Here is a 22,077-nt window from a genome sequence, read left to right as displayed (position 1 = left end):
CTATGCAGCCCCCGGCAACTTGATGACGTTTTCCTGAGCCGTACCAGCCTCAAAGTTGTTGAGACACGCAAGCCACTTGTTGGCAGCAGCCAGGCGGTGCGTGACGAAATCCGATTTGTCGTAAATGGCGTCCATACCTTCTAGGGCGTGGTCCAGATACCGTTGCCGGGTCTCGTAATCGACCCGCAACTCTGACAACCAGGATTTGCAAGTCGAGCGCAGATCATGAGGCGTGATGCGCCGCCAGGTGCCGCCAGATTCGTTGCGCACTCGATCAATCCAGCCGGAAATCGTGGTTCGCTTTGACAGTGGATTCCTGACGCCCGCCCCGCGGACCGGATTGACGGGCAGTATGTACTCATCGCGATCCGCCAGCTTGAGCAGTTCTTGCACCCACTCGACGGCCTGCGCCGGCAGCGGGATAACGAATGGGCCCGTAGTGTGCCGGCGATTTTTTCGCCGATCATGGGGAACCTCCCAGACTGCAAAATCTGGCTTGAATTCCTCTTGGCGTGCCTCGGCAATGGTGTTGATCCGTACGCCGGTCAGCAGCATCAGTCGCACTGCCAATTCGTAGGGCCTCGGCATCCTGTGCAGTTCGCGCAGGAAGTTGCCCAACTCTTCAGCCCCCAAGGCGATGCGCTGCTTTGGCGGCTCTTGTGGCCCCACTATCGCCGACAGCTTCAGATCCCGGCACGGGTTCGAAGTGCAGGCACCACTCCCAATTCCATGAGCAAATATCAGGTTGCAGTGGGTCAGGGTAATGTCGGGCAAGGTCTTGCCACCCGCCTCTGCCTTCTTGACCACATTGACCACCATGGCCGGTGTGATGGTGGAAGCCTCGAACCGGCCAATCAGCGGTGATACGTAGCGCTCGTGGATCGACTTCCGCTGCTTGAGGGTATGGGGTCGCATACCGGTTCTGAGTGCCACCCCCTTCTCGACCTTTGCGAAGTATTCGTCTGCGAGCTTGTCGACCGTGACGACCGAGAGTGCTTCCTGCTTTCGCTTCTGCTTCTCTTGGGCGATGTCGATCCCATTTTCCACATCACGACGCAATTCCTTGGCCTTCTCTCGAGCTTCTGCTGCACCCCAGGCCGGGTATTGGCCAATGGTTCTTTCCTTCTGTTTCCCAGCAAGGCGATATCGGATGTACCAGGACGCAACACCCGTTTTTGAAGCCGAAATGGTCAAGCCTGGCACAGTTCCATCGGCCTGATACTGAGCCTTGCCCTCGCGCTGAGCCTTCGCAATCAGCGCCCGCACTTCCTTGTCGGTAATCCCTGCCATGCCGTGTACTCCGGAACCCCTCAAGCAAATCGCGGAATCCGTTGCAGCAAGCCTGACTACGAGATTTTGAGTAGCTTTTCAACCTAGCAAACACCCAAGCTACTCATTGAGGTACACAGAAATTATGCACACCAATGCAACCCAACGCAAACCACAGACAATAAAAAAGCCCGGAAATCCGGGCTTCTTCGGGGTTTTATGGCAACCAGTGCTAACCACTAGCAGCCATTAAAACAGGCTTACTGGTAGTACAAACCGCCGTTGATGTTGATGGTGGCACCGGTGGTGAAACCAGACAGCTCATTGGACAGATAAGCACAGGCAAAACCGATTTCTTCCGGCTTGGCCAGGCGCTTCATCGGTACGGAGTCGACGATGGTTTGCAGGATTTCCGGCTTGATCGCCATGACCATCTTGGTGGCGACATAGCCCGGGGCGATGGCGTTGACCGTCACGCCCTTGTTGGCGAGTTCGGCAGCGAGCGCCTTGGTGAAGCCGATCACGCCAGCCTTGGCGGCGGAGTAGTTGGTTTGGCCCATCTGACCCTTGACGCCGTTGACCGAGGAAATGTTCACGATACGGCCCCAGCCGCGCTCGGCCATTTTGGCGGAGACTTGCTTGGTCATGTTGAACAGCGAGGTCAGGTTGGTGGCGATAACGGCGTCCCAGCCGTCTTTTTCCATCTTGGCGAACATGCGGTCGCGGGTGATGCCGGCGTTATTGATGAGGATGTCGACCTGACCGCAGGCGGCTTCCGCATCTGCCACCATCTTCTGGCAGTCTTCGAGCACGGAAACGTCGCCGGCCACGCAGACGAAATCCTTGAAACCGGCTTCGGCCTGCTCCTGGAGCCATGCATCCTTGTTGTCGAACTGCGGATGATAAGCAGCGACGACCTTGTGGCCAGCCTTGGCCAGTTCCTGACAAATGGCGGTACCCAGGCCGCCCATGGCGCCGGTAACGAGTGCAACACGTTGAGTCATGCTGTTTCCTTCCTTGTTGGTAAAGCGGGGTTGAAAAAATGGCGTCGGGCGCACGGCCCTTTCGTCATTCATGATAAATCGTGCAAATCAGACAGCGCGCTCGCGCACATAGCGCCCGGGTGCCGGCTCGATCGGCGGATGCGTGCTGCTACCCAGCTTGCGCGCGGCGCGCTCGGCACCTTGTTGCGGTTTGAGCCAGGCGGCCCAATCGCTCCACCAGCTGCCTTTCATTTCCTCAGCCTGGCTCAGCCAATCTGCGGCATTCAGGCTGATATCGGCGTACGTCCAGTAACTGCGCTTGTTTTTGCTGGCCGGGTTGATCACCCCGGCGATATGGCCGGACGCACCCAGCACAAAACGCACCTGGCCGCGCAAAATACGCGTGCTTTGATAGGCAGTCTGCCAAGGCACGATGTGGTCTTCGCGGGTGGCCAAGAGATACACCGGCATCGCCAACTGCGACAGATCCACCTTGACCCCACACATTTCCAGCTTACCCGGCACGCGCAAGCTGTTGTTTAGATACATGTTGCGCATGTACCAGGCGGCAAAGGGACCCGGCAGATTGGTGGAGTCCGAATTCCAGTACAACAGATCGAAAGCCTGCGGTTTCTGGCCTTTGAGGTAGTTGTTCTGCACGTAATTCCAGACGAGATCGTTGGCGCGCAAAAAAGAGAAGGTGTTTTGCAGATCGCGCGCCGGCAAAAGCCCGCCTTGACCGATGCTCTGTTCGCGCATCGCTACGGCTTGCTCGTCGATGAACAGGCCGATTTCGCCGGTGTCGGAAAAATCGAGCAAGGTGGTGAGCAAAGTCAGCGATTTGACGCTTTCATCGCCGCGCGACTGCAACACCGCCAGCGCCGAGGTGAGGATGGTGCCGCCGACGCAAAAACCCAGAGCATTGACTTCTTTTGCCTTGGTGATGGCCTTGACGGCATCGAGTGCGGCAATCGGGCCTTGCTCCAGGTAATCGTCCCAGCGCAAATGCCCCTGCGCTTCCATCGGGTTGCGCCAGGACACCAGGAACACGGTATTACCCTGCTCTACCGCATAACGGATCAGCGAGTTGTCCGGCTGCAAATCCATGATGTAAAACTTGTTGATGCACGGCGGCACGACCAGCAAGGGGCGTGCGCCGACTTTTTCCGTGAGCGGTGCATACTGGATCAGCTGCATCACATCGTTTTCATAAACCACGGCGCCTTCCGTGGTGGCAATGTTTTTGCCGACCTCGAAAACGCTTTCGTCGGTCATCGAAATACGGCCCTTTTCAAAATCCTTGAGCAGATTGTTGATGCCATCGGTGATGCTCTGGCCCTTGGTTTCCAGGGCGAGCTTGATGAATTCCGGATTGGTCGCGGCAAAATTCGTCGGCGCCAGCGCATCGCTGATCTGGCGCGCCAGAAAACGCAGCTTTTCGCGCCCCTTGGCATCTTCTGCCGGCATGGCTTCGACCATATCGTTCAGATAGCGCACATTGAGCAAATAGGCCTGATGAATGTAGTCGTAAATCGGGCTGTCTTTCCATTCCGGCGAATTGAAGCGCCGATCGCCAGCCTCTGGCTCCACCTTGAAATTAGGCGTCTCACCTTTTTGTTTGGCCAGCACTGCCTGCCACAGGGACATCTGCTGATCCATGAAGTTTTTTTGCAGGGCCGTCATGGCCTGCGGATCGACCGGCGGCAACTGAGCCATCAGATTCTGCGCGAAATCGGGCGAAAAATTGGGAGGCAATCCCGGCGGTAATTGGCCCAAACCCGAAGCGGCCTGCCCCGGATTCACCCCTTGTCCTTGTGCCAGCGCCTGCATGAACTGCTGCATCATGTTCTGCCCAGCCTGCATGAACTGCAATGCCGAACCCATCAATGCCTCATTCCCCTTCGATTCTTGCGTCATGAATTTTTATCTCGCTCTTTGTAAACGGGCTTAGCTGTAAGATTCTGCATAGCGTAGCCTAGGCTGTCAATGCATAATCCAGTCATGTACATCATCGCTATCGGCTGGCTCTACGTCACCCTGCTCATTGCCGCCAATGAAGGCAGCCTGTTTCGGGGCATCGTTTCCTTCATTTTTTATGGCCTTTTGCCCTGCGCTTTGCTGCTCTGGATCAGCGCCAGCAAAATACGCCGGCAACGGCGAGCGCACCGGGCGCGCCAGCTTGCGCGCTCAGGCGAGCCAGATCAGGCTGGCCATGCGGCCGGTGATACCGTCGCGCCGATAGGAAAAGAAGCGCTCCCGCTCACGCACGGTACAGAATCCACCGCCGTAAATCGCACGGACGCCGGCGCGCGCTAGGCGCAAACGGGCGAGTTGATAAAGATCGCACCACCACTTTCCGGGCGCACCGGGGCGAAAAGCACGCGCGACATCGAGATCGAGGCACGCATCAAGAAACGCGCCAGACGGTATTTTGAGTGAATTACTTTGGGATTTTCTGGCTTCTTCTGTCGCGCCAAGCGCCGCACTTTCCAGAAAGGCTGCGCGCACTTCGTCGCCGACTTCAAAACTATCCGGCCCAATCGCCGGCCCCAGCCAAGCAAGAACGGTTTGCGGCGGCACGGCCATCGCGGCCAATGTATTTTCCAGAATCCCGGCCTGCAAACCGCGCCAACCGGCGTGCGCGGCGGCGACCACCGTCGCCGCCTCATCGCAAAACAACACCGGCAGGCAATCTGCCGTCATCACCGCGCAAACCTGCCCTGACTGGCGACTGAAACTGGCATCGGCGGCACTGCCGGGTGTCGTACATGCCACATCTACCACTTGCGTACCATGCACCTGCGCCAACCAGCATGGCGCTGCCGGCAGTTGCGTGGCCAAGCTGCGCCGATTGACCGCGACCTGCTCGGGCGCATCGCCGACGTGCTCGGCCAGATTGAAACCATCCCAGGGTGGCGCGCTGCCACCGCCCCGGCGCGTGGTTTGCAGGGTGCGCACCCGCGCCGGGGCCGGCCATTCTGGAAAAATAAAATCAGCCTGCTCAGGCATAGCCCAGCTCCGCCAATAATTGACGCATATCATCTGGCGGCGGCGCTTCCCATTGCATGTATTGCTGCGTCAAAGGATGCAAAAGCGCCAAACGCGTCGCGTGCAAGGCTTGGCGCGCAAACACCGGCAGACGAGGATCACGCTTGCCATAGACTGGATCGCCCACCAAGGGGTGCGCGATATGCGCCATATGCACGCGTATCTGGTGCGTACGCCCAGTTTCCAAAGTGCACTCGAGATAGGTGCAGCTGGGAAATATGAGCAAGGGCCGGTAATAGGTCAGGGCCGCTTTGCCGCCCCGGCTTTCCGGCACCACCGCCATTTTTACGCGCTGCACGGGGTGGCGGCCAATCGGCACATCAACGCCGCCGCTGCGCTCGATGCGCCCTGCCACCAAAGCAAGATACTGGCGCTTTACCGTGCGCGCCTGCAACTGGCGCACCAAATCGGTCTGCGCTTCCAGAGTTTTGGCCACCACCATCAAGCCGCTGGTATCTTTGTCCAGACGATGCACGATGCCGGCGCGTGGAATCTGGGCGCTGTCCGGCAGATAGTGCAGCAAGGCATTGAGGAGCGTACCTTCACGATTGCCGCTACCCGGGTGCACAACGAGTCCCGGCGGTTTGTTGATCACCAGCAAGGCATCGTCTTCAAACACGATATTGAGCGGGATGTTTTCGGCCAGCGCTTCATTTTTTTCACCCTCCGGCAAGGCAAGGCACAGGCGCTCGCCGCCGGCAAGCTTGTGTTTGACTTCCGCGATGACCGCACCGTCCAGCCGCAGCAGGCCTTCGCGTATCCAGCCTTGCAAGCGGCTGCGCGAATGTTGCGGCAAAAGTTCAGCCAACACCTGGTCGAGCCTGCGGCCGCCGCAAGCCAGCGGGACCACCCTGTCGAAAGCTTCGCTTAGGCTATAATCGCCCGCGTTCTGATAAGGATCATTCATGATGCGCAGTGTACCTGCAATTGCTTTCGTATTTTCCGCCCCTTCTTTCATTGTGCTGCGCCGCCTGCTGGCGGTTTTCGCCGTGATTGCCCTGAGCGCCTGCAGCAGCACCAGCGAATACGACGAAACCGCCGGCTGGTCGGCCAATAAACTGTATGGCGAAGCCAAGGAAGCGCAGGCCGAAGGTGCCTGGGAAAACGCCGTCAAATTCCTGGAAAAACTCGAAGCCCGCTACCCCTACGGGCGCTTCGCCCAGCAGGCGCAACTGGAATTGGCCTACGTGTACTGGAAAGCCGGCGAACCGGGTTCCGCGCTGGCCGCCGCCGACCGTTTCATCAAGCTGCACCCCAACCATCCCGCCGTGGATTACGCCTATTACCTGAAAGGGCTGGTCAATTTCAACGAAGACCTGGGCCTGATTTCCTACCTCAACACGCAGGATCAGACCGAACGCGACCCCAAGGCGGCACGCGAAGCCTTCGATACTTTCAAGGAACTGAGCACCCGCTTCCCCAAGAGCAAATACACGCCGGACGCCATCGCCCGCATGAATTATCTGGTGAATGCGCTGGCCTCGCTGGAAGTGCACGTCGCCCGCTATTATTTCAAACGCGGTGCCTACATCGCTACCGTCAACCGTGCTCAAAAAGCAATGGAAACCTACCCGCAGGCTCCGGCGATCGAAGAAGCGCTCTACATGATGGCGCTCGCCTACGACAAGCTCGGCATGCAGGATTTACGCGACGACGCCGACCGCGTGTTCAAGAAAAACTTCCCCAATAGCCGCTACATCAGCGACGGCCTGGAAAAAAAGACGCCGTGGTGGCAGCTTTGGTAAACGGCTGAGCGAAAATTAAGGCTATTCGTAAAAGTGGGTTGAAACGGGATCAAAGCTCACCCGCCTCGATCATGCGGATGAGTGTTGAAATGTCCGCACCGTAGTTCTTACGAATACCCAAAATTAAAAGCATAAAAAAGGCAGCCAAGGCTGCCTTTTTTATGCGCACTGTTTTTGCACGCCACATTGCCCCGAAGCGTGAAATACCCCGGGGCAATGGCTTTCTTACTCCTGGGCCGGAGCCTCGGCAGCGGCCGGGGCGTCTTCCAGCAAGGCCTTCATCGAGAGCTTGACGCGGCCGCGGTCGTCGGTTTCCAGCACCTTGACGCGCACGATCTGGCCTTCCTTGACGTAGTCCTCGACCTTGTTGACGCGCTCTTTGGCGATCTGCGAAATGTGCAAGAGACCATCTTTGCCCGGCAGCACCTGCACGATGGCGCCGAATTCGAGAATCTTGAGCACGGTGCCTTCGTAGATCTTGCCGATTTCGACTTCCGCCGTAATCGCGTCAATCCTGGCGCGGGCCAGTGCGGCAGCCTCGCCCGAGGTAGCGGCGATGGTGATGGTGCCGTCGTCCTGGATGTCGATGGTGGTGCCGGTTTCTTCGGTCAGGGCGCGGATCACTGCACCGCCCTTGCCGATCACGTCGCGGATTTTTTCCGGGTTGATCTTGAAGGTGTAGAGACGCGGCGCGTAGGCCGACATTTCTTCACGCGGGCCGGCGGCGGCTTCCTGCATCAGACCGAGGATGTGCAGACGGGCGTCCTTGGCCTGGGCCAGAGCGACCTGCATGATTTCCTTGGTGATGCCCTGAATCTTGATGTCCATTTGCAGGGCGGTGATGCCGCCGGTGGTGCCGGCCACCTTGAAATCCATGTCGCCGAGGTGATCTTCGTCGCCGAGGATGTCGGTGAGCACGGCGAAGCGGTTGCCGTCCTTGATCAGGCCCATGGCGATGCCGGCGACGTGCGCTTTCAGCGGCACGCCAGCGTCCATCAGCGCCAGACAGCCGCCGCAGACGGAAGCCATCGAGGAAGAGCCGTTCGATTCGGTGATTTCTGACACCACGCGCATCGAGTAGGAAAAATCTTCTGGCTTCGGCAACACGGCGAGCAGCGCGCGCTTGGCGAGGCGGCCATGGCCGATTTCACGGCGCTTGGGCGAGCCGACACGGCCGCATTCGCCGGTGGCGTAGGGCGGCATGTTGTAGTGCAGCATGAAGCGGTCGCGGTATTCGCCGGCCAGGGCGTCGATGATCTGCTCATCGCGGTTGGTACCCAGCGTAGCCACCGCCAGCGCCTGCGTTTCGCCACGGGTGAACAGGGCCGAGCCGTGGGTGCGCGGCAGGACACCGGAGCGCATGGTGATCGGGCGCACGGTGCGGGTGTCGCGGCCGTCGATGCGCGGCTGGCCGGAGAGGATGCGGCCACGCACGATGGCAGCTTCCATCTCGAACACCTGGTTGCCGACGGTGTTGGCGTCCGGCGCGCCGTCTTCGCCGGTGCACAGGGCGGCCACGGCTTCAGCATTGATTTCCTTGACGCGCTGGCTGCGCGCCTGCTTGGAGGTGATGCTGTAGGCTTCTTCCAGCTTGGCACCGATCAGTGCCTGCAGGCGGGCGACCAGGACTTCATCCTTGGCGGGCGCTTGCCATTCCCATTCGGGCTTGCCGGCTTCTTCCACCAGGGCGTTGATGGCATCGATCGCCTTCTGCATTTCGCTGTGGCCATAGACCACCGCGCCGAGCATGACGTCTTCGGAGAGTTGGTCGGCTTCCGATTCCACCATCAGCACGGCAGATTCGGTACCAGCGACGACCAGATCGAGCTGGCTGTCTTTCAGCTGGGAAAGCGTCGGACACAGTACATATTCGCCGTTGATATAACCGACACGGGCGGCACCAATCGGACCGGCGAAGGGAATACCGGAAATCGCCAGGGCGGCGGAAGCGCCGATCATGGCAGGAATGTCGGAATCAATTTCCGGATTCAGCGACATCACGGTGGCGACCACCTGCACTTCGTTATAAAAACCTTCCGGGAACAGCGGGCGGATGGGGCGGTCGATCAGGCGCGAGGTGAGAATTTCCTTTTCCGAGGGACGGCCTTCGCGCTTGAAGAAACCGCCGGGAATGCGCCCGGCGGCATACACTTTTTCTTGATAATCAACGGTCAGCGGAAAAAAATCCTGACCCGGTTTGGCGTTTTTAGCGCCGACAACGGTGACCAGAACAACGGTTTCTTCCATCGACACCACGACAGCACCGCCAGCCTGACGGGCGACTTCACCCGTTTCCAGAGTGACCTGGTGTGCGCCGTAAGCAAAAGTTTTTTTCACTTGATTGAACATGAACTTCCTTTCTCTCTCACAATAATCAACAATAACAACAAGTTACAACCCAAAAGAAAAACAAAAAGCGGCCGGAATCCCCTGGCCGCTTTTTCCTTGCGCTTTTTTGTTTGCGCTTTTTGTGTAATCACCCAGCAAATTACTTACGCAGACCGAGCTTGGTGATCAGGGTACGGTAACGCTCCACATCCTTGCCCTTCAGATAGTCGAGCAGTTTGCGACGTTGCGACACCAAACGCAGCAGACCACGACGCGAGTGGTGATCCTTCATATGCTCTTTGAAGTGCGGCTGCAGATCGTTGATGCGGGCGCTCAGAAGCGCCACCTGGACTTCCGGCGAACCGGTATCGCCCTTGGCTTGTGCATATTCAGCGACGATGCTCGCCTTTTGTTCAGTGGTCATTGCCATTTCAAAACCCTCTTTCGTAAAGCGACGCTGCCCCGGTTTGATAGAGCCTGCGCCAGTGGATAAACCCCAGACGGGGAAAGCGCGCGATTGTAGCAGATCAGACGTCCAAATGGAGTAATCTTTTCGGCCACAAACGGCCGTCAGCGCCCGCTTCACCAATACCAAGCAAGCGCCCCGCGCCATAAGCGCGAATTTTCCCCTGCAAACCGGGCGGCAAAGCCACCGGATTGCCATGACGAAAACGCTGCGCCGCCTCGGCATCCAGAGCGAGCGCCGGCAGGTTTTGCAACAAGGCATCGAGCGGCAGCAAAAACTGCCCGCGCGCGTTTTCCTCGCAGGCTTCCAGCGCGGCCAGACTAACCGCCGCGCGCAAATCCAGCGCGGCGACCTGGGTGCGGCGTAGCGCCGTCAAATGCGCGCCACAGCCCAAAGCCGCACCGATATCGGCGGCCAGCACGCGAATATAAGTCCCCTTGCTGCAGCGCACGCGCAAACGCAGGCGATCCCCTTGCAACCCCAAGTTGTCGATGGCATGAATTTTTACCGGCCGCGCCGCACGCTCGACACTAATCCCCTGGCGCGCAAGTTCATAGAGTGGCCTGCCATCCCGTTTCAAAGCAGAATGCATGGGCGGTATCTGCAAAATATCGCCGATGAAGGCCGGCAGCACGCGGGCAATGTCTAGCGCTGTGACCTGCACCGGCCCGGTGGCCAATATCTGCCCTTCGGCATCGCCCGAATCCGTCGTCACGCCGAGACAAAGTTCGGCTTCGTAGGTTTTGTCTGCATCGAGCAAATCAGCAGAGAACTTGGTGGCCTCGCCAAAGCACAGGGGCAAAAGGCCGCTGGCCAAAGGATCGAGGGTGCCGGTATGGCCGCCTTTGGCCGCCGAAAAAAGACGCCGCGCTTTTTGCAGGGCATCGTTTGAAGTCAAACCCAGGGGCTTGTCGAGAAGCAGCACGCCGTCGATCTTGCGCCAGATTTTTTTCGGGCGCTGCGGCAAAGATGTCGCCAAGCTCAATCTTCCGGCGTCTGGTCGCTGACCGCTTTTGCCTGCTCGATCAGAGCCGTCATGCTGGCACCGTATTCGAGCGAATTGTCATGCACGAAATGCAGTTCCGGCAGGGTGTGAATATGGATGCGCCGGCCCAGTTCGCGGCGCAAAAAACCGGCAGCGCGGCGTAAACCCTGCTCGATCTCCGGCAGTTGCGCCGAATTGAGCGTGCTGAAAAACACCTTGGCGTGCGCGTAATCCGGCGTCAATTCGACCGCCGTCAGACTGATCATGCCAATGCGCGGATCTTTCAATTCACTGCGAATCAGCTCGGCCAGATCGCGGCGCACCTGCTCCGCGACCCGATCCGAGCGTTTGAAACCATGGGTTTGGCGTTTCATCTTTCAGCGTTTCATCACAAGGAACGGGCGACTTCCTGGATTTCGTATGCTTCCAGTTGATCACCTTCCTGAATGTCGTTATTGCCGCGCAAAGACAGACCGCACTCGAAGTTGGAACGCACTTCCTTGACATCATCCTTGAAGCGCTTGAGCGACTCCAGCTCGCCATCCCACTGCACCACGTTGTTGCGCAGCAAGCGCACGCGCGAGGAGCGCTTGACCAGACCTTCCAACACATAACAACCGGCAATCGCGCCGACCTTGGAAACGTGGAACACCTGGCGGATTTCCACCATGCCGGTGACCTGCTCGCGTTTTTCCGGAGACAACATGCCAGAAAGCGCCGCCTTGATTTCTTCCACGGCGTCGTAAATCACGTTGTAGTAACGCAGATCGACGCCGAAGTTTTCCGCCAACTTGCGCGCCCCTGCTTCTGCACGGATGTTGAAGCCGATGATGACGGCACCGGAAGCCTGCGCGAGATTGACGTCGGATTCGGTAATCGCGCCCACCCCGCCGTGAATGACATTGACCCGTACCTCCTCGTTGGAAAGCTTTTGCAAGGTCTGCACCAAGGCTTCCTGCGAACCCTGCACGTCAGACTTGACCACCAGCGGCAGGGTTTTGACCTCGCCCTCTTCCATCTGCTGGAACATGTTTTCCAGCTTGGCCGCTTGCTGCTTGGCAAGTTTCACGTCGCGGAATTTGCCCTGACGGAACAGGGCGATTTCGCGCGCTTTTTTCTCGTCGGCGAGCACGATAGCCTCCTCACCAGCTGCCGGCACGTCCGACAGGCCTAGGATTTCTACCGGAATCGAGGGGCCAGCGACATCGATCGGCTTGCCGTTTTCATCGAGCATGGCGCGCACCTTGCCGAAGACCTGACCGGCCAATACGGTGTCACCGCGCTTCAAAGTGCCGGATTGCACCAGCATGGTCGCCACCACGCCGCGCCCCTTGTCAAGGCTGGCCTCGATGATCAAACCCTTGGCCGGCGCGTCCTTGGCGGCCGTCAATTCAAGCATTTCGGCCTGCAAAAGGACTTGTTCGAGCAACTCGTCGATACCCATGCCTTTTTTAGCCGATACCGGGCAGAAGGGCGAATCGCCGCCGTATTCTTCCGGCACCACGCCTTCGGCCACCAGCTCCTGCTTGACGCGGTCCGGGTTGGCTTCCGGTTTGTCGATCTTGTTCACCGCCACCACCAGCGGCACACCGGCGGCCTTGGCGTGGTGAATGGCTTCCTTGGTCTGCGGCATCACGCCGTCATCGGCGGCCACCACCAGAATCACGATGTCGGTCGCCTTGGCACCGCGCGCGCGCATCGCCGTAAATGCTTCGTGACCCGGCGTATCGAGGAAAGTAATCATGCCGCGCGCCGTTTCGACGTGATAGGCACCGATGTGCTGGGTAATGCCACCGAATTCACCGGAGGCCACCTTGGCGCGACGAATGTAGTCGAGCAAGGAGGTTTTACCGTGATCGACGTGGCCCATGACGGTAACGACCGGCGCACGCGGCTCCAGCACCACATCTTTGTGTTCGCCGCTGTCTTCGAGGAAGGCATCCGGATCGTCGAGTTTGGCGGCAAATGCCTTGTGCCCCATTTCTTCGACCAGAATCATGGCCGTTTCCTGATCGAGCACCTGATTGATGGTAACCATGGAACCCATCTTCATCAGGGTTTTGATCAGCTCGATCGCCTTCACCGACATCTTGTGGGCCAGATCGGCCACCGAGATGGTTTCCGGCACATGCACTTCGCGCGCCACCGGCTCGGTCGGGGCCTGGAAGCTGCCCTGGCCGTCATCGACACGCGCCGATTTCTTATTGCCGTGGCGACCATCTTTCCAGGCACTGCCGCTGTCAGAACCCCGCGTTTTGATGCCGGCTTTCTTCTTGCCCTCATCGCCCTGACGACCGCGTTCGCCCTTCTTGGCTCCCGGCGCATCCGGGCGCTTGTGCAACGTGCCTTTTTCGCCGCCTTCGGCATTACGCGCTTGCGCGGCGGCCGCATTTTTCGCTTGTTCGGCTTCCTTAGCTGCTGCCGCCGCAACTTCTGCTTGCTGGCGCAGCTGCGCCAACTGAATCTCGCGCGCCTGTTTCTCTTTCAACTCGCGCTCTTGAATTTCGCGCAGACGATTATGCCGACGCGCTTCTTCTTCGCGCGCCTTCAGCTCTTTTTCGCCAATGATGGCGGCGCGATCCAGCGTGCGGCGAACCGGCGCGGGCGCAGCCTCTTTGTTCCCTGGGGCAACGTCTGAGGCAGTTTCCTCGGCTTTTGGAGCAACTTCCGGGGCAGGCTCAGAGGCTGCCTCGAGAGTGGTTTCAACGGCGACTTCCGGCGCTGCGGCTTCTACGATTTCCGGCTCCGGCTCGGGGCTTAACTCCGGCAGCGGGTGCTCTTCCACCACTTCCGGCGCGGCACTCGATGTTTCGAGCAGCGGCGTTTCTACGGTGGCAGACAAATCGTTTTCTTCGCGCTCGGCAAGCAGATCAACTTCTGCCGCCAAAGCATCCCCTGCCGGTACATCGCCCCCCGCCGCATCCGGCGTATCGCGCTTGACCAAAACACGTTTCTTGCGCACCTCCACCTGCACCGTGCGGGCGCGGCCATGCGCGTCTTTCGCCTTGATTTCCGAGGTTGATTTACGGGTCAAGGTGATTTTGTTTTTCGGCTCGGCTTCTCCGTGCGAACGGCGCAAAAAATCGAGCAGATTGTTTTTGTCCTGGTCGGTCAGGCTGTCGTCAGGACCTGCCTTATTCACGCCGGCGCGGGCCAGTTGTTCCAGGAGCGCCGCAACCGGCATTTTGAGTTCACTCGCAAAGTGCGAGACTGTAGTCGTAGACATGTTGTTAGCTCCTTTACTCACTCGAACCAGTGAGCGCGTGCTTTAAGGATCAATTCCTTGGCACGTTCTTCATCGATACCGGTCATTTCGGTCAGTTCGTCGACCGCCAGTTCTGCCAGATCATCACGCGTCTTGATCTCGTGTTCGGCCAGTTGTGCGGCCAATTCCTTGCTCATACCTTCCAGACCGATCAAGTCTTCCGCCACGCTTTCCAGCTTTTCTTCCGTGGCAATCGCTTCGGTCAGGAGCGCATTGCGGGCGCGATTACGCAATTCATTGACGATAGCTTCATCCAGCCCTTCGATTTCCAGCATCTCGGCGAGCGGCACATAGGCCACTTCTTCCAGCGTGGAGAAACCCTCTTCGATCAGCAGATCCGCCAACTCTTCGTCGATATCGAGTTTTTCCATGAAGGTGATGCGGGTCACGGCGTATTCGGCTTCCGCTTTCTTCGCCGATTCGTCTTGCGTCATCAGGTTGATGGTCCAGCCGGTCAGCTCGGAGGCCAGACGCACGTTCTGGCCGCTGCGGCCGATGGCAATCGCCAGATTGTCTTCATCGACCACCACATCCATGGCGTGTTTTTCTTCATCGACGACGATGGAAGTCACCTCCGCCGGCGACAGCGCGCCAATCACGAACTGCGCCGGATCAGCCGACCACAGCACGATGTCGATATTTTCGCCGCCGATTTCGTTACGCACGGCAGTAACGCGCGAGCCGCGCAGACCAACACAGGTGCCGATCGGATCGATACGCGGGTCGTTCGACTTGACGGCGATCTTGGCGCGCAGCCCGGGATCGCGGGCGCAGGCTTTCAATTCCATCAAACCGTCGTCGATTTCCGGCACTTCCAGGGCGAACAGCTTGATGACGAATTCCGGCGCGGTGCGCGACAAAATGATCTGCGGCCCACGCTGACCGCGGTCGATGCGCAGCAAATAGGCGCGCACGCGGTCACCGACGCGCAGGTTTTCCTTGGGAATCATCTGGTCGCGCGGCAGCAAGGCTTCGATTTTGCCCGCTTCGACCACCGCGTTACCGCGTTCCATGCGTTTGATGGTGCCGGAGACGACAAACTCCTTGCGCTCCAGAAAATCTTGCAAAATCTGCTCGCGCTCGGCATCACGAATACGCTGCAAAATCACCTGCTTGGCAGCCTGCGCCCCGATACGGCCAAAATCGATGGGTTCGAGCGATTCCTCGATGCAATCACCAATCTCGATTTCCGGATCTTCCTTGAGCGCTTCCGACAAGGGCAGCTGCTGGTACTCATTGACATATTCGTTATCGGCCACGATGAACCAGCGGCGAAAGGATTCGTAATCGCCCGTGGCGCGATCGATCGTCACGCGCACTTCGGCATCGTCATGGATGCGTTTTTTGGTCGCCGAAGCCAGGGCCATTTCCAGCGCGCCAAACACGATTTCCTTGCCGACGTTTTTTTCGCGCGCCAGGGCATCGACCAACAGTAACAATTCACGGCTCATGACTCAGCTCTCTCCAGAATTTCAGTGGACTATTCAGTTAAATTGCGGCACCAGCCGGGCTTTTTCAATATTTTCAAAAGCTAGCGTGACAGTTTCTTCTTTACCATCGGTCGTCAGCTGCAGGCCCACCTGGCCGTTTTCGCAGCCCAGCAAGCGACCTTGAAAGTTGCGCCGGTTGTGGTGTGGAATACGCAACTTGATCTGTATGGACTGACCGGCGAAACGAGCAAAATCCTCTAGTTTCTTGACCACGCGATCCATGCCCGGCGAGGAGACTTCGAGCCGGTCGTAATCGATATTTTCGACCTCGAAGAGGCGCGTCAGCTGATTCGATACCGTGGCACAATCTTCGACATCGATGCCGCCTTCTTTGCCTGGCGCATCGATGAAAATACGGATCGTCCGTCCACGCGGCGACAACTCGACATCGACCAACTCGAAGCCCAGCCCTGAAACCGTCGTTTCCAATAACGCATTCAAATCCACGAACCCAACCCCATTGCCGTGCGGCACAAATAAAAAGTGGGCGAAACGCCCACCTTAGGAAAACAAGATGTTGGCAAACGCCGCTTTTTCCATCGAAAACCGCGAAAAGCAACGCATGCACTGAACTAAACCGTCGGATTGTAACGGATTAGCCCTTCTCCGACAAACAGTTTTACGGCGCGACAGGACTTCAGCCCGTACCCGCCCGGCTCGCACCGAGTTCTTTCAGGAGGAATTTCACCTCGTTTTCTTCCAGTTCCTTGCAGCGCCCGCGCTTGAGTTGCGGCGGCAGCAACACCGGCCCGTAGCGCACGCGCATCAGGCGACTGACGGTGCAGCCGACGGCCTCGAACAGACGGCGTACCTCGCGGTTGCGCCCCTCAAAGAGCGTCACCTTGTACCAGCGGTTGGCCCCTTCGCCGCCGGCATCGTTCAAAGTCGAGAAATGCGCCGGCCCGTCTTCCAGCTCGACGCCACTCAACAGTTGTTTTTGCGTGATTTCATCGAGCTCGCCCAGCACCCGCACAGCGTATTCGCGCACCAGTTGCGAACTGGGGTGCATCAGCTTGTTGGCCAATTCGCCAGAAGTGGTAAACAACAGCAAACCGGAGGTGTTGAAATCCAGGCGTCCGACATTGATCCAGCGCCCACCGCGCAAACGCGGCAGGGCGGAAAACACCGAGGGACGGCCCTCCGGGTCATCACGCGAGACAATTTCACCTTCCGGCTTGTGATAAAGCAGCACGCGCGGCAGGCGAACATTGCCGGTGAAGCGGATGTTGATCAGCCGCCCACCAATTTTCACCTTGTCGGTCGGCACCACGCTTTGCCCGACGGTAGCGGTTTCGCCATTGACGCTGACCTTGCCGGCCGCGATCCAGCTTTCCATTTCACGGCGCGAACCGACGCCGGCGGCGGCCAGCACCTTGTGCAGACGTTCCGGCTTGGCAGCGACGATTTGCTTGCCGTCGCGCCCGACCTGCCCCCGGTTGGCACGACCGGTGGCAGGTTTGCCCCGGCGCGGACGGGCGGGCGGCTTTTCGGCGGCGCTCTCCGAAGCGGCCTCCGGGCGGGCGGCGGAAGCGCCAGAAGAGGCGACAGGTGCGCGCAGCGGCGTGCGTTTATTGGCTTTCGGGCCTTGGCTCATGATTTAACTCCAGGGTCTGACTGATCTGTTCCAGGGGCGGCAATTCGCTGACGCTGCGCAGCCCGAGATCGTCGAGAAATTGTTTGGTGGTGGCGAACAAGGCAGGGCGGCCAGGCGTGTCACGATGCCCAACGACATCGATCCAGCCGCGTTCTTCCAGGGTTTTGATGACATTGGTGTTGACCGCAACACCGCGGATTTCCTCGATATCACCGCGCGTGACCGGCTGCCGGTAGGCAATGATAGCCAAGGTTTCCAGCACCGCGCGCGAATATTTCGGCGGACGTTCCGGGTTGATGCGCTCCAGATACGGCAGATATTCGGCGCGGGTGCGAAAGCGCCAGCCGGAAGCCAGTTGCAGCAATTCCAGCGGACCTTCGGCCCAATCGCTGCGCAATTCATCCAGCCACTTGCGCAGGGCGTCGCCGGAAAACTCCAGCTCGAACATTTTTTTCATGTCATGCACGGACAAGGGCTCGCGCGCCGACAGCAAAGCGGCTTCAAGAATGCGCTTGATCTGACTGGCTTCCATCGCCGCCCTCCTCTCTTGCTGCCGGCATGGCTTGTGCGGCCTGCCCGGCATCGAGCAAGGCATTTTCTGCTCCCTCGTCTGCCAAAACTTCTTCCGCATCACCTTGGCGCAAGCTAATGTAAATCGGCGCAAAAGCCTCGTCCTGGGTGATGCGAATCAGTTTTTCTCGGCCCAGTTCGAGCATGGCGATGAAATGCACGACCAAACCGGGCGGCCCCATGAGCGGATCGAACAGGTTTTCGAAGCGCACGAAGCCGGCGCTCTCCTGCAAATGGCGCAAGATGATGCCCATGTGCTCGCGCACCGACAGTTCCTCGCGGCTGATTTTGTGGTGGCTTTTCAGCACCGCCTGGCGCAGCACTGCCTGCCACGCCGTCTGTAAATCGTCGACCGAGACTTCCGGCAGGCGCACCAAGAGCGATTTTTCGACCAGAGTATCGACCCAGTAAAAATCGCGCTCGGCCTGCGGCAATTCGTTGAGCTTATGGCCGGCGAGCTTCATCTGCTCGTATTCCATCAGCCGGCGCACCAGTTCGGCGCGCGGATCTTCCGCCTCGGCATCGCCCGACAGTTTTGGGCGCGGCAGCAGCATGCGCGACTTGATTTCGATCAGCATCGCCGCCATTACCAGATACTCGGCCGCCAGTTCGAGGTTCTGCGCCCGCATCGCCTCGACGTAATCGAGATACTGGCGGGTGAGCGGGGCCATGGGGATGTCGAGAATGTCGACGTTGGCCTTGCGAATCAGGTAGAGCAGAAGATCGAGTGGGCCTTCAAAGGCGTCCAGCATCACCGCCAACGCATCCGGCGGGATGTAGAGGTCTTGCGGCAGGCTGTTCAGAGCCTCGCCATACACCCGCGCCAGCGGTTCGGGCAAGGCTGCCGCCGGAATATCGACGACATTCATCGACGGTAATCAAGCCCCATGGCCGCACGCACATCGCGCATGGTGTCCTGCGCCAGCGCCCGCGCCTTGTCGCAGCCCTGCTCGACGATGGCGCGCAGACGCGCCGGGTCGTCGGTATAGGCTCGCGCCCGCTCACGCATCGGCGCCAGTTCGCGCAGGATTCCCTCGATCACCGGCTGCTTGCAGTCCAGACAGCCGATACCGGCGGTGCGGCAACCCTGGCCGAGTTCCGCCCGCGTCGCTGCGTCGGTATACACCTGATGCAACTGCCACACCGGGCAACGCTCGGGGTCGCCCGGATCGGTGCGTCGCGCCCGCTGCGGGTCGGTGGGCATGGTGCGCACCTTGCGCGTCACTTCTTCCGGGCTTTCGCGCAGGGTGATGGTGTTGTGGTAGGACTTGGACATCTTCTGGCCGTCCAGCCCCGGCATTTTCGACTCCGGCGTCAGCAGATAGCCCGGCTCGACCAGGATCATCTTGCCGGTGCCTTCCAGATGCCCGGCCAGACGCTCGCGTTCGTCGTCGGTCAGCGCCGCGTTTTCGGCGAGCAGCGCCTTGCCGCGCGCCACGGCTTCCTTGTCGCCGCTTTCCTGGAAGCGTTTGCGCAGGTCGTTGAAACTGCGCCGGTTTTTGCTGTTCAAGCGCGCCAGCGCTGCCTCCACCTTTTCGGCAAAATCCGGCTCGCGGCCATACATATGATTGAAACGGCGGGCCAGTTCGCGGGTGAATTCGACGTGCGGAATCTGATCCTCGCCCACCGGCACCTTATCGGCGCGGTAGATGAGAATGTCGGCGCTCATCAGGAGCGGATAGCCGAGAAAGCCGTAGGTGGTGAGATCCTTGCCGGCGAGCTTTTCCTGCTGATCTTTATAGGTCGGCACCCGCTCCAGCCAGCCGAGCGGCGTCATCATCGACATCAAAAGGTGCAATTCGGCGTGTTCCGGCACCTTGGACTGAATGAAGATCGTCGCTTGCTCCGGATCTACGCCCGCCGCCAGCCAATCGACCACCATGTCCCAACTGGCTTGCTCGATCCCCTGCGGGTTATCGTAATTCGTCGTCAAGGCATGCCAGTCGGCAACGAAAAACAAGCAGGGATAGGTGTTTTGCAAATGCACCCAGTTTTTCAAGACACCGTGGTAATGCCCCAGATGAAGAGCGCCGGTGGGGCGCATGCCGGAAAGAACGCGTTCTGCAAACATGGTGTGCACAAAGAAAAAGGGTTAATAAAGGCCAAACAGGGTTTCAATCAGCCCCGCCGCCATTTGTACCAGGGGATACATCACCTGGCCGAGAATGCCGGTAAACAACAGCAATAAAAGAATCGGAAAGCCCCAACGTTCGATCTGGGCAAATTTATTGGCCAAGGGATAGGGCAAGAGACTGACGGCGATGCGCCCACCATCGAGCGGCGGCAGCGGCAAAAGATTGAGCACCATCAATACGCAGTTGATGATGACGCCAACCTTGCTCATTTCCGAGAGTGGCACGGTGAAATCATTGACCGGCAATTCCCAGGCAAGTTTGAGCAAAGCCGCCCATAGCAGGGCCATGAACAGGTTGGATGCCGGCCCGGCCAGCGCCACCCAGAGCATGTCGCGCTTGGGGTTGCGCAAGCGGGAAAAATTCACCGGCACCGGTTTGGCATAGCCAAAGAGGAAGCTGCCTGCCGAGAAAATCAGGATCAGCAAGGGAATCAGCACCGTCCCCACCGGGTCGATGTGGCGCAGGGGATTCAAGCTGATACGCCCGGCCTGCCAGGCAGTCGGATCACCAAAATGGCGCGCCGCGTAGCCGTGCGCCGCTTCGTGCAGGGTGATGGCAAAGACCACCGGCAAGGCGGCAATGGCAATGGTCTGGATCAGGGCGTTGATGTCGAGCATGGCCTCACTCCAGACCGAAGGGAGCGAGCGGCCCGCGCCCGGCGCGCACCAGTTCGGGCGCTGCGCCGCTCAGGTCGATGACGGTGGTCGGCTCGGTGCCGCAGTAGCCGGCATCGAGAATCCAATCCACCTGCCCGTCCAGACGGTCGGCGATTTCCCAGCCTTCGGTCAGCGGGGTTTCGTCGCCGGGCAGTTGCAGGGTGCAGGTCAGCAGGGGTTCACCCAGTTCTTCCAGTAGGGCAAGCGCCACCGGATGCGCCGGAATGCGTAGGCCAATGGTCTTGCGCTTGGGGTGCAGCACGCGGCGCGGCAACTCCTTGCTGCCTTCGAGAATAAAAACATAGCTGCCCGGCGTGGCGGCTTTCAGCAAACGGTATTGCGTGTTATCCACCCGCGCATAGGTGGCGATTTGTGACAGGTCGCGCACCATGAGCGTCAGGTGGTGACGCTCATCGATCTGGCGGATGAGACGGATGCGATCGAGCGCCTCCTTGTCACCCAGGCGGCAGCCCAGGGCATAACAAGAATCCGTCGGCAGGGCGACGATTGCGCCTTCGCGCACGAAATCCGCCGCCTGCAGCAACAAGCGCGGCTGGGGATTATCGGGGTGAATAGCGACGAGTCGGGTCATAGTGCACAATCACATTAACAAGCGCCACACCGGCTTCAAATCCGGCGGCAATTGCGGCAGACGCCCCAGGTCGACATAGCTTTCTTTCACGCCATGAAAATCGGAACCGCGTGAAGCATGAAAAGCGTAACGCCGCGCCAGACGGGCAAAGTGCACAACGTGATCGGGGCTGTGGCTGCCGCTCATCACCTCGATGGCCTGTCCGCCCAGATCGTGAAATTCGTCGAGAAAACGCAGCATTTCCCCGCCTGACATACGATAACGCCCCGGATGCGCCACCACCGCCACGCCGCCCGCCGCGTGAATCCAGCCGAGCGCTTCGGCCAGCGACACCCAGCGATGCGTCACATAACCGGGCTTGCCCGGCACCAAATAGTGCTGAAAAACGCCGCTGGTATCAGGCGCAATACCAATCGAGACCAGGTAACGGGCAAAGTGCGCCCGCGAAATCAGCTGCGGATTGGTCACCAGCGCCCGTGCGCCCTCGAACACACCGGGAATGCCGATGGCCGCGAGCGATTCACCCATGCGCCGCGCCCGCTCCAGACGGCCGCTGCGCAGCTCGCTCAAGCCATTGACCAGCTCGGGCTGTTGCGCATGAAATCCCAGGCCGACAATGTGGATCGGAATCTCGTTCCATTCAATCGAAATTTCGACGCCGTTATAAAAACGCAGCCCCAGTTTCTCAGCCGTTTCACGCGCTGCCGTAAGCCCGCCCAGATCATCGTGATCGGTCAGCGCCCAGCAATCCACAGCATTTTCCGCCGCCCGCGCCGCCACCGCCTCCGGCGGCATCAGCCCGTCGGAAACCGTAGAGTGGCAGTGAAAATCAAAGTTGGCGGGGGTCACAAAAGTCGTCGGGGGCCAGAAAAACAGCCTGGCATTCTAGCACGCCGCACCCGCCGCCCTTTGCCGCGGCCAATGTTGCGCGTAACGGTCAGGTAAATGCTG

The 22,077-nt window shown here is 59.3% G+C and carries 20 protein-coding genes; 1 reads left to right on the top strand and 19 read right to left on the bottom strand.

What is annotated here, in order from left to right; translation table 11 throughout:
- The 5 genes from ACM62Q_RS02285 to rluD form a co-directional block, all read right to left on the bottom strand.
- On the bottom strand, positions 1-1,290 hold the full coding sequence (locus ACM62Q_RS02285; RefSeq protein ID WP_415033361.1) for a tyrosine-type recombinase/integrase: 1,290 nt from the start codon (positions 1,288-1,290) through the stop codon (positions 1-3).
- 239 nt (positions 1,291-1,529) lie between these two features.
- Complete coding sequence (phbB, locus tag ACM62Q_RS02280; protein WP_415033360.1) at positions 1,530-2,273, bottom strand: acetoacetyl-CoA reductase; 744 nt, start codon at positions 2,271-2,273, stop codon at positions 1,530-1,532.
- Positions 2,274-2,360: 87 nt separating this feature from the next.
- Positions 2,361-4,169, bottom strand: a complete 1,809-nt coding sequence (gene phaC, locus ACM62Q_RS02275; RefSeq protein WP_415033359.1) for a class I poly(R)-hydroxyalkanoic acid synthase — start codon at positions 4,167-4,169, stop codon at positions 2,361-2,363.
- 270 nt (positions 4,170-4,439) lie between these two features.
- Complete coding sequence (pgeF, locus tag ACM62Q_RS02270) at positions 4,440-5,261, bottom strand: peptidoglycan editing factor PgeF (protein WP_415033358.1); 822 nt, start codon at positions 5,259-5,261, stop codon at positions 4,440-4,442.
- Positions 5,254-6,207, bottom strand: coding sequence for a 23S rRNA pseudouridine(1911/1915/1917) synthase RluD (gene rluD, locus ACM62Q_RS02265; RefSeq protein ID WP_415033357.1), 954 nt, complete (start codon positions 6,205-6,207; stop codon positions 5,254-5,256). Before rluD ends, pgeF begins: the two co-directional genes overlap by 8 nt.
- On the opposite strand from rluD, the gene ACM62Q_RS02260 reads away from it, so the two are divergent.
- Positions 6,206-7,045, top strand: coding sequence for an outer membrane protein assembly factor BamD (locus ACM62Q_RS02260; protein ID WP_415033356.1), 840 nt, complete (start codon positions 6,206-6,208; stop codon positions 7,043-7,045). The two genes, rluD and ACM62Q_RS02260, sit on opposite strands and share 2 nt — an antisense overlap.
- 225 nt (positions 7,046-7,270) lie before the next feature.
- On the opposite strand, the gene pnp is transcribed toward ACM62Q_RS02260, so the two are convergent.
- The 14 genes from pnp to ACM62Q_RS02190 form a co-directional block, all read right to left on the bottom strand.
- A complete protein-coding gene (pnp, locus tag ACM62Q_RS02255) occupies positions 7,271-9,394 on the bottom strand; it encodes a polyribonucleotide nucleotidyltransferase (RefSeq protein WP_415033355.1) in 2,124 nt (707 codons plus the stop codon).
- Positions 9,395-9,533: 139 nt separating this feature from the next.
- Positions 9,534-9,803, bottom strand: coding sequence for a 30S ribosomal protein S15 (gene rpsO, locus ACM62Q_RS02250; RefSeq protein WP_415033354.1), 270 nt, complete (start codon positions 9,801-9,803; stop codon positions 9,534-9,536).
- Between the two features lie 97 nt (positions 9,804-9,900).
- Positions 9,901-10,818 (bottom strand): tRNA pseudouridine(55) synthase TruB, encoded by a 918-nt coding sequence (gene truB, locus ACM62Q_RS02245; RefSeq protein WP_415033353.1) that lies wholly within the window; start codon positions 10,816-10,818, stop codon positions 9,901-9,903.
- Between the two features lie 2 nt (positions 10,819-10,820).
- Positions 10,821-11,198, bottom strand: coding sequence for a 30S ribosome-binding factor RbfA (gene rbfA, locus ACM62Q_RS02240; RefSeq protein WP_415033352.1), 378 nt, complete (start codon positions 11,196-11,198; stop codon positions 10,821-10,823).
- 14 nt (positions 11,199-11,212) lie between these two features.
- The gene (gene infB, locus ACM62Q_RS02235; RefSeq protein WP_415033351.1) at positions 11,213-14,050 is read right to left on the bottom strand and encodes a translation initiation factor IF-2; all 2,838 of its coding nucleotides are present in this window, start codon (positions 14,048-14,050) and stop codon (positions 11,213-11,215) included.
- 17 nt (positions 14,051-14,067) lie between these two features.
- Positions 14,068-15,540, bottom strand: a complete 1,473-nt coding sequence (nusA, locus tag ACM62Q_RS02230) for a transcription termination factor NusA (protein WP_415033350.1) — start codon at positions 15,538-15,540, stop codon at positions 14,068-14,070.
- Between the two features lie 33 nt (positions 15,541-15,573).
- Positions 15,574-16,026, bottom strand: a complete 453-nt coding sequence (rimP, locus tag ACM62Q_RS02225; protein WP_415033349.1) for a ribosome maturation factor RimP — start codon at positions 16,024-16,026, stop codon at positions 15,574-15,576.
- A gap of 190 nt (positions 16,027-16,216) precedes the next feature.
- Complete coding sequence (rluB, locus tag ACM62Q_RS02220) at positions 16,217-17,173, bottom strand: 23S rRNA pseudouridine(2605) synthase RluB (RefSeq protein WP_415033348.1); 957 nt, start codon at positions 17,171-17,173, stop codon at positions 16,217-16,219.
- The gene (gene scpB, locus ACM62Q_RS02215; protein WP_415033347.1) at positions 17,148-17,705 is read right to left on the bottom strand and encodes an SMC-Scp complex subunit ScpB; all 558 of its coding nucleotides are present in this window, start codon (positions 17,703-17,705) and stop codon (positions 17,148-17,150) included. Before scpB ends, rluB begins: the two co-directional genes overlap by 26 nt.
- Positions 17,674-18,612, bottom strand: coding sequence for a segregation and condensation protein A (locus ACM62Q_RS02210; protein WP_415033346.1), 939 nt, complete (start codon positions 18,610-18,612; stop codon positions 17,674-17,676). The genes scpB and ACM62Q_RS02210 overlap by 32 nt, the downstream gene beginning before the upstream one ends.
- Positions 18,609-19,814 (bottom strand): tryptophan--tRNA ligase, encoded by a 1,206-nt coding sequence (locus tag ACM62Q_RS02205; RefSeq protein ID WP_415033345.1) that lies wholly within the window; start codon positions 19,812-19,814, stop codon positions 18,609-18,611. The genes ACM62Q_RS02210 and ACM62Q_RS02205 overlap by 4 nt, the downstream gene beginning before the upstream one ends.
- A 21-nt stretch (positions 19,815-19,835) precedes the next feature.
- Positions 19,836-20,486, bottom strand: a complete 651-nt coding sequence (locus ACM62Q_RS02200) for a site-2 protease family protein (RefSeq protein ID WP_415033392.1) — start codon at positions 20,484-20,486, stop codon at positions 19,836-19,838.
- 13 nt (positions 20,487-20,499) lie between these two features.
- A complete protein-coding gene (locus tag ACM62Q_RS02195) occupies positions 20,500-21,126 on the bottom strand; it encodes an L-threonylcarbamoyladenylate synthase (protein ID WP_415033344.1) in 627 nt (208 codons plus the stop codon).
- 9 nt (positions 21,127-21,135) lie between these two features.
- Positions 21,136-21,975 carry a 3',5'-nucleoside bisphosphate phosphatase gene (locus ACM62Q_RS02190; protein ID WP_415033343.1) on the bottom strand — a complete coding sequence of 280 codons (840 nt, stop codon included), beginning with the start codon at positions 21,973-21,975 and terminating at the stop codon, positions 21,136-21,138.
- Positions 21,976-22,077 lie beyond the last annotated feature (102 nt).

It is taken from the genome of Azonexus sp. (assembly GCF_047638095.1).
Classification (GTDB): domain Bacteria; phylum Pseudomonadota; class Gammaproteobacteria; order Burkholderiales; family Rhodocyclaceae; genus Azonexus.
This window is presented reverse-complemented; position numbering and strand designations above follow the sequence as displayed.

Excerpts from the sequence above, each read along its gene's own strand:
- phaC (WP_415033359.1), bottom strand. The coding sequence starts at position 4,169 with ATGACGCAAGAATCGAAGGGGAATGAGGCATTGATGGGTTCGGCATTG.
- phbB (WP_415033360.1), bottom strand. The coding sequence starts at position 2,273 with ATGACTCAACGTGTTGCACTCGTTACCGGCGCCATGGGCGGCCTGGGT.
- ACM62Q_RS02195 (WP_415033344.1), bottom strand. The coding sequence starts at position 21,126 with ATGACCCGACTCGTCGCTATTCACCCCGATAATCCCCAGCCGCGCTTG.
- rluB (WP_415033348.1), bottom strand. The coding sequence starts at position 17,173 with ATGAGCCAAGGCCCGAAAGCCAATAAACGCACGCCGCTGCGCGCACCT.
- rluD (WP_415033357.1), bottom strand. The coding sequence starts at position 6,207 with ATGAATGATCCTTATCAGAACGCGGGCGATTATAGCCTAAGCGAAGCT.
- rpsO (WP_415033354.1), bottom strand. The coding sequence starts at position 9,803 with ATGGCAATGACCACTGAACAAAAGGCGAGCATCGTCGCTGAATATGCA.
- pnp (WP_415033355.1), bottom strand. The coding sequence starts at position 9,394 with ATGTTCAATCAAGTGAAAAAAACTTTTGCTTACGGCGCACACCAGGTC.
- pgeF (WP_415033358.1), bottom strand. The coding sequence starts at position 5,261 with ATGCCTGAGCAGGCTGATTTTATTTTTCCAGAATGGCCGGCCCCGGCG.
- rbfA (WP_415033352.1), bottom strand. The coding sequence starts at position 11,198 with ATGAAACGCCAAACCCATGGTTTCAAACGCTCGGATCGGGTCGCGGAG.
- scpB (WP_415033347.1), bottom strand. The coding sequence starts at position 17,705 with ATGGAAGCCAGTCAGATCAAGCGCATTCTTGAAGCCGCTTTGCTGTCG.
- ACM62Q_RS02260 (WP_415033356.1), top strand. The coding sequence starts at position 6,206 with ATGATGCGCAGTGTACCTGCAATTGCTTTCGTATTTTCCGCCCCTTCT.
- ACM62Q_RS02205 (WP_415033345.1), bottom strand. The coding sequence starts at position 19,814 with ATGTTTGCAGAACGCGTTCTTTCCGGCATGCGCCCCACCGGCGCTCTT.
- infB (WP_415033351.1), bottom strand. The coding sequence starts at position 14,050 with ATGTCTACGACTACAGTCTCGCACTTTGCGAGTGAACTCAAAATGCCG.
- nusA (WP_415033350.1), bottom strand. The coding sequence starts at position 15,540 with ATGAGCCGTGAATTGTTACTGTTGGTCGATGCCCTGGCGCGCGAAAAA.
- ACM62Q_RS02210 (WP_415033346.1), bottom strand. The coding sequence starts at position 18,612 with ATGAATGTCGTCGATATTCCGGCGGCAGCCTTGCCCGAACCGCTGGCG.
- ACM62Q_RS02285 (WP_415033361.1), bottom strand. The coding sequence starts at position 1,290 with ATGGCAGGGATTACCGACAAGGAAGTGCGGGCGCTGATTGCGAAGGCT.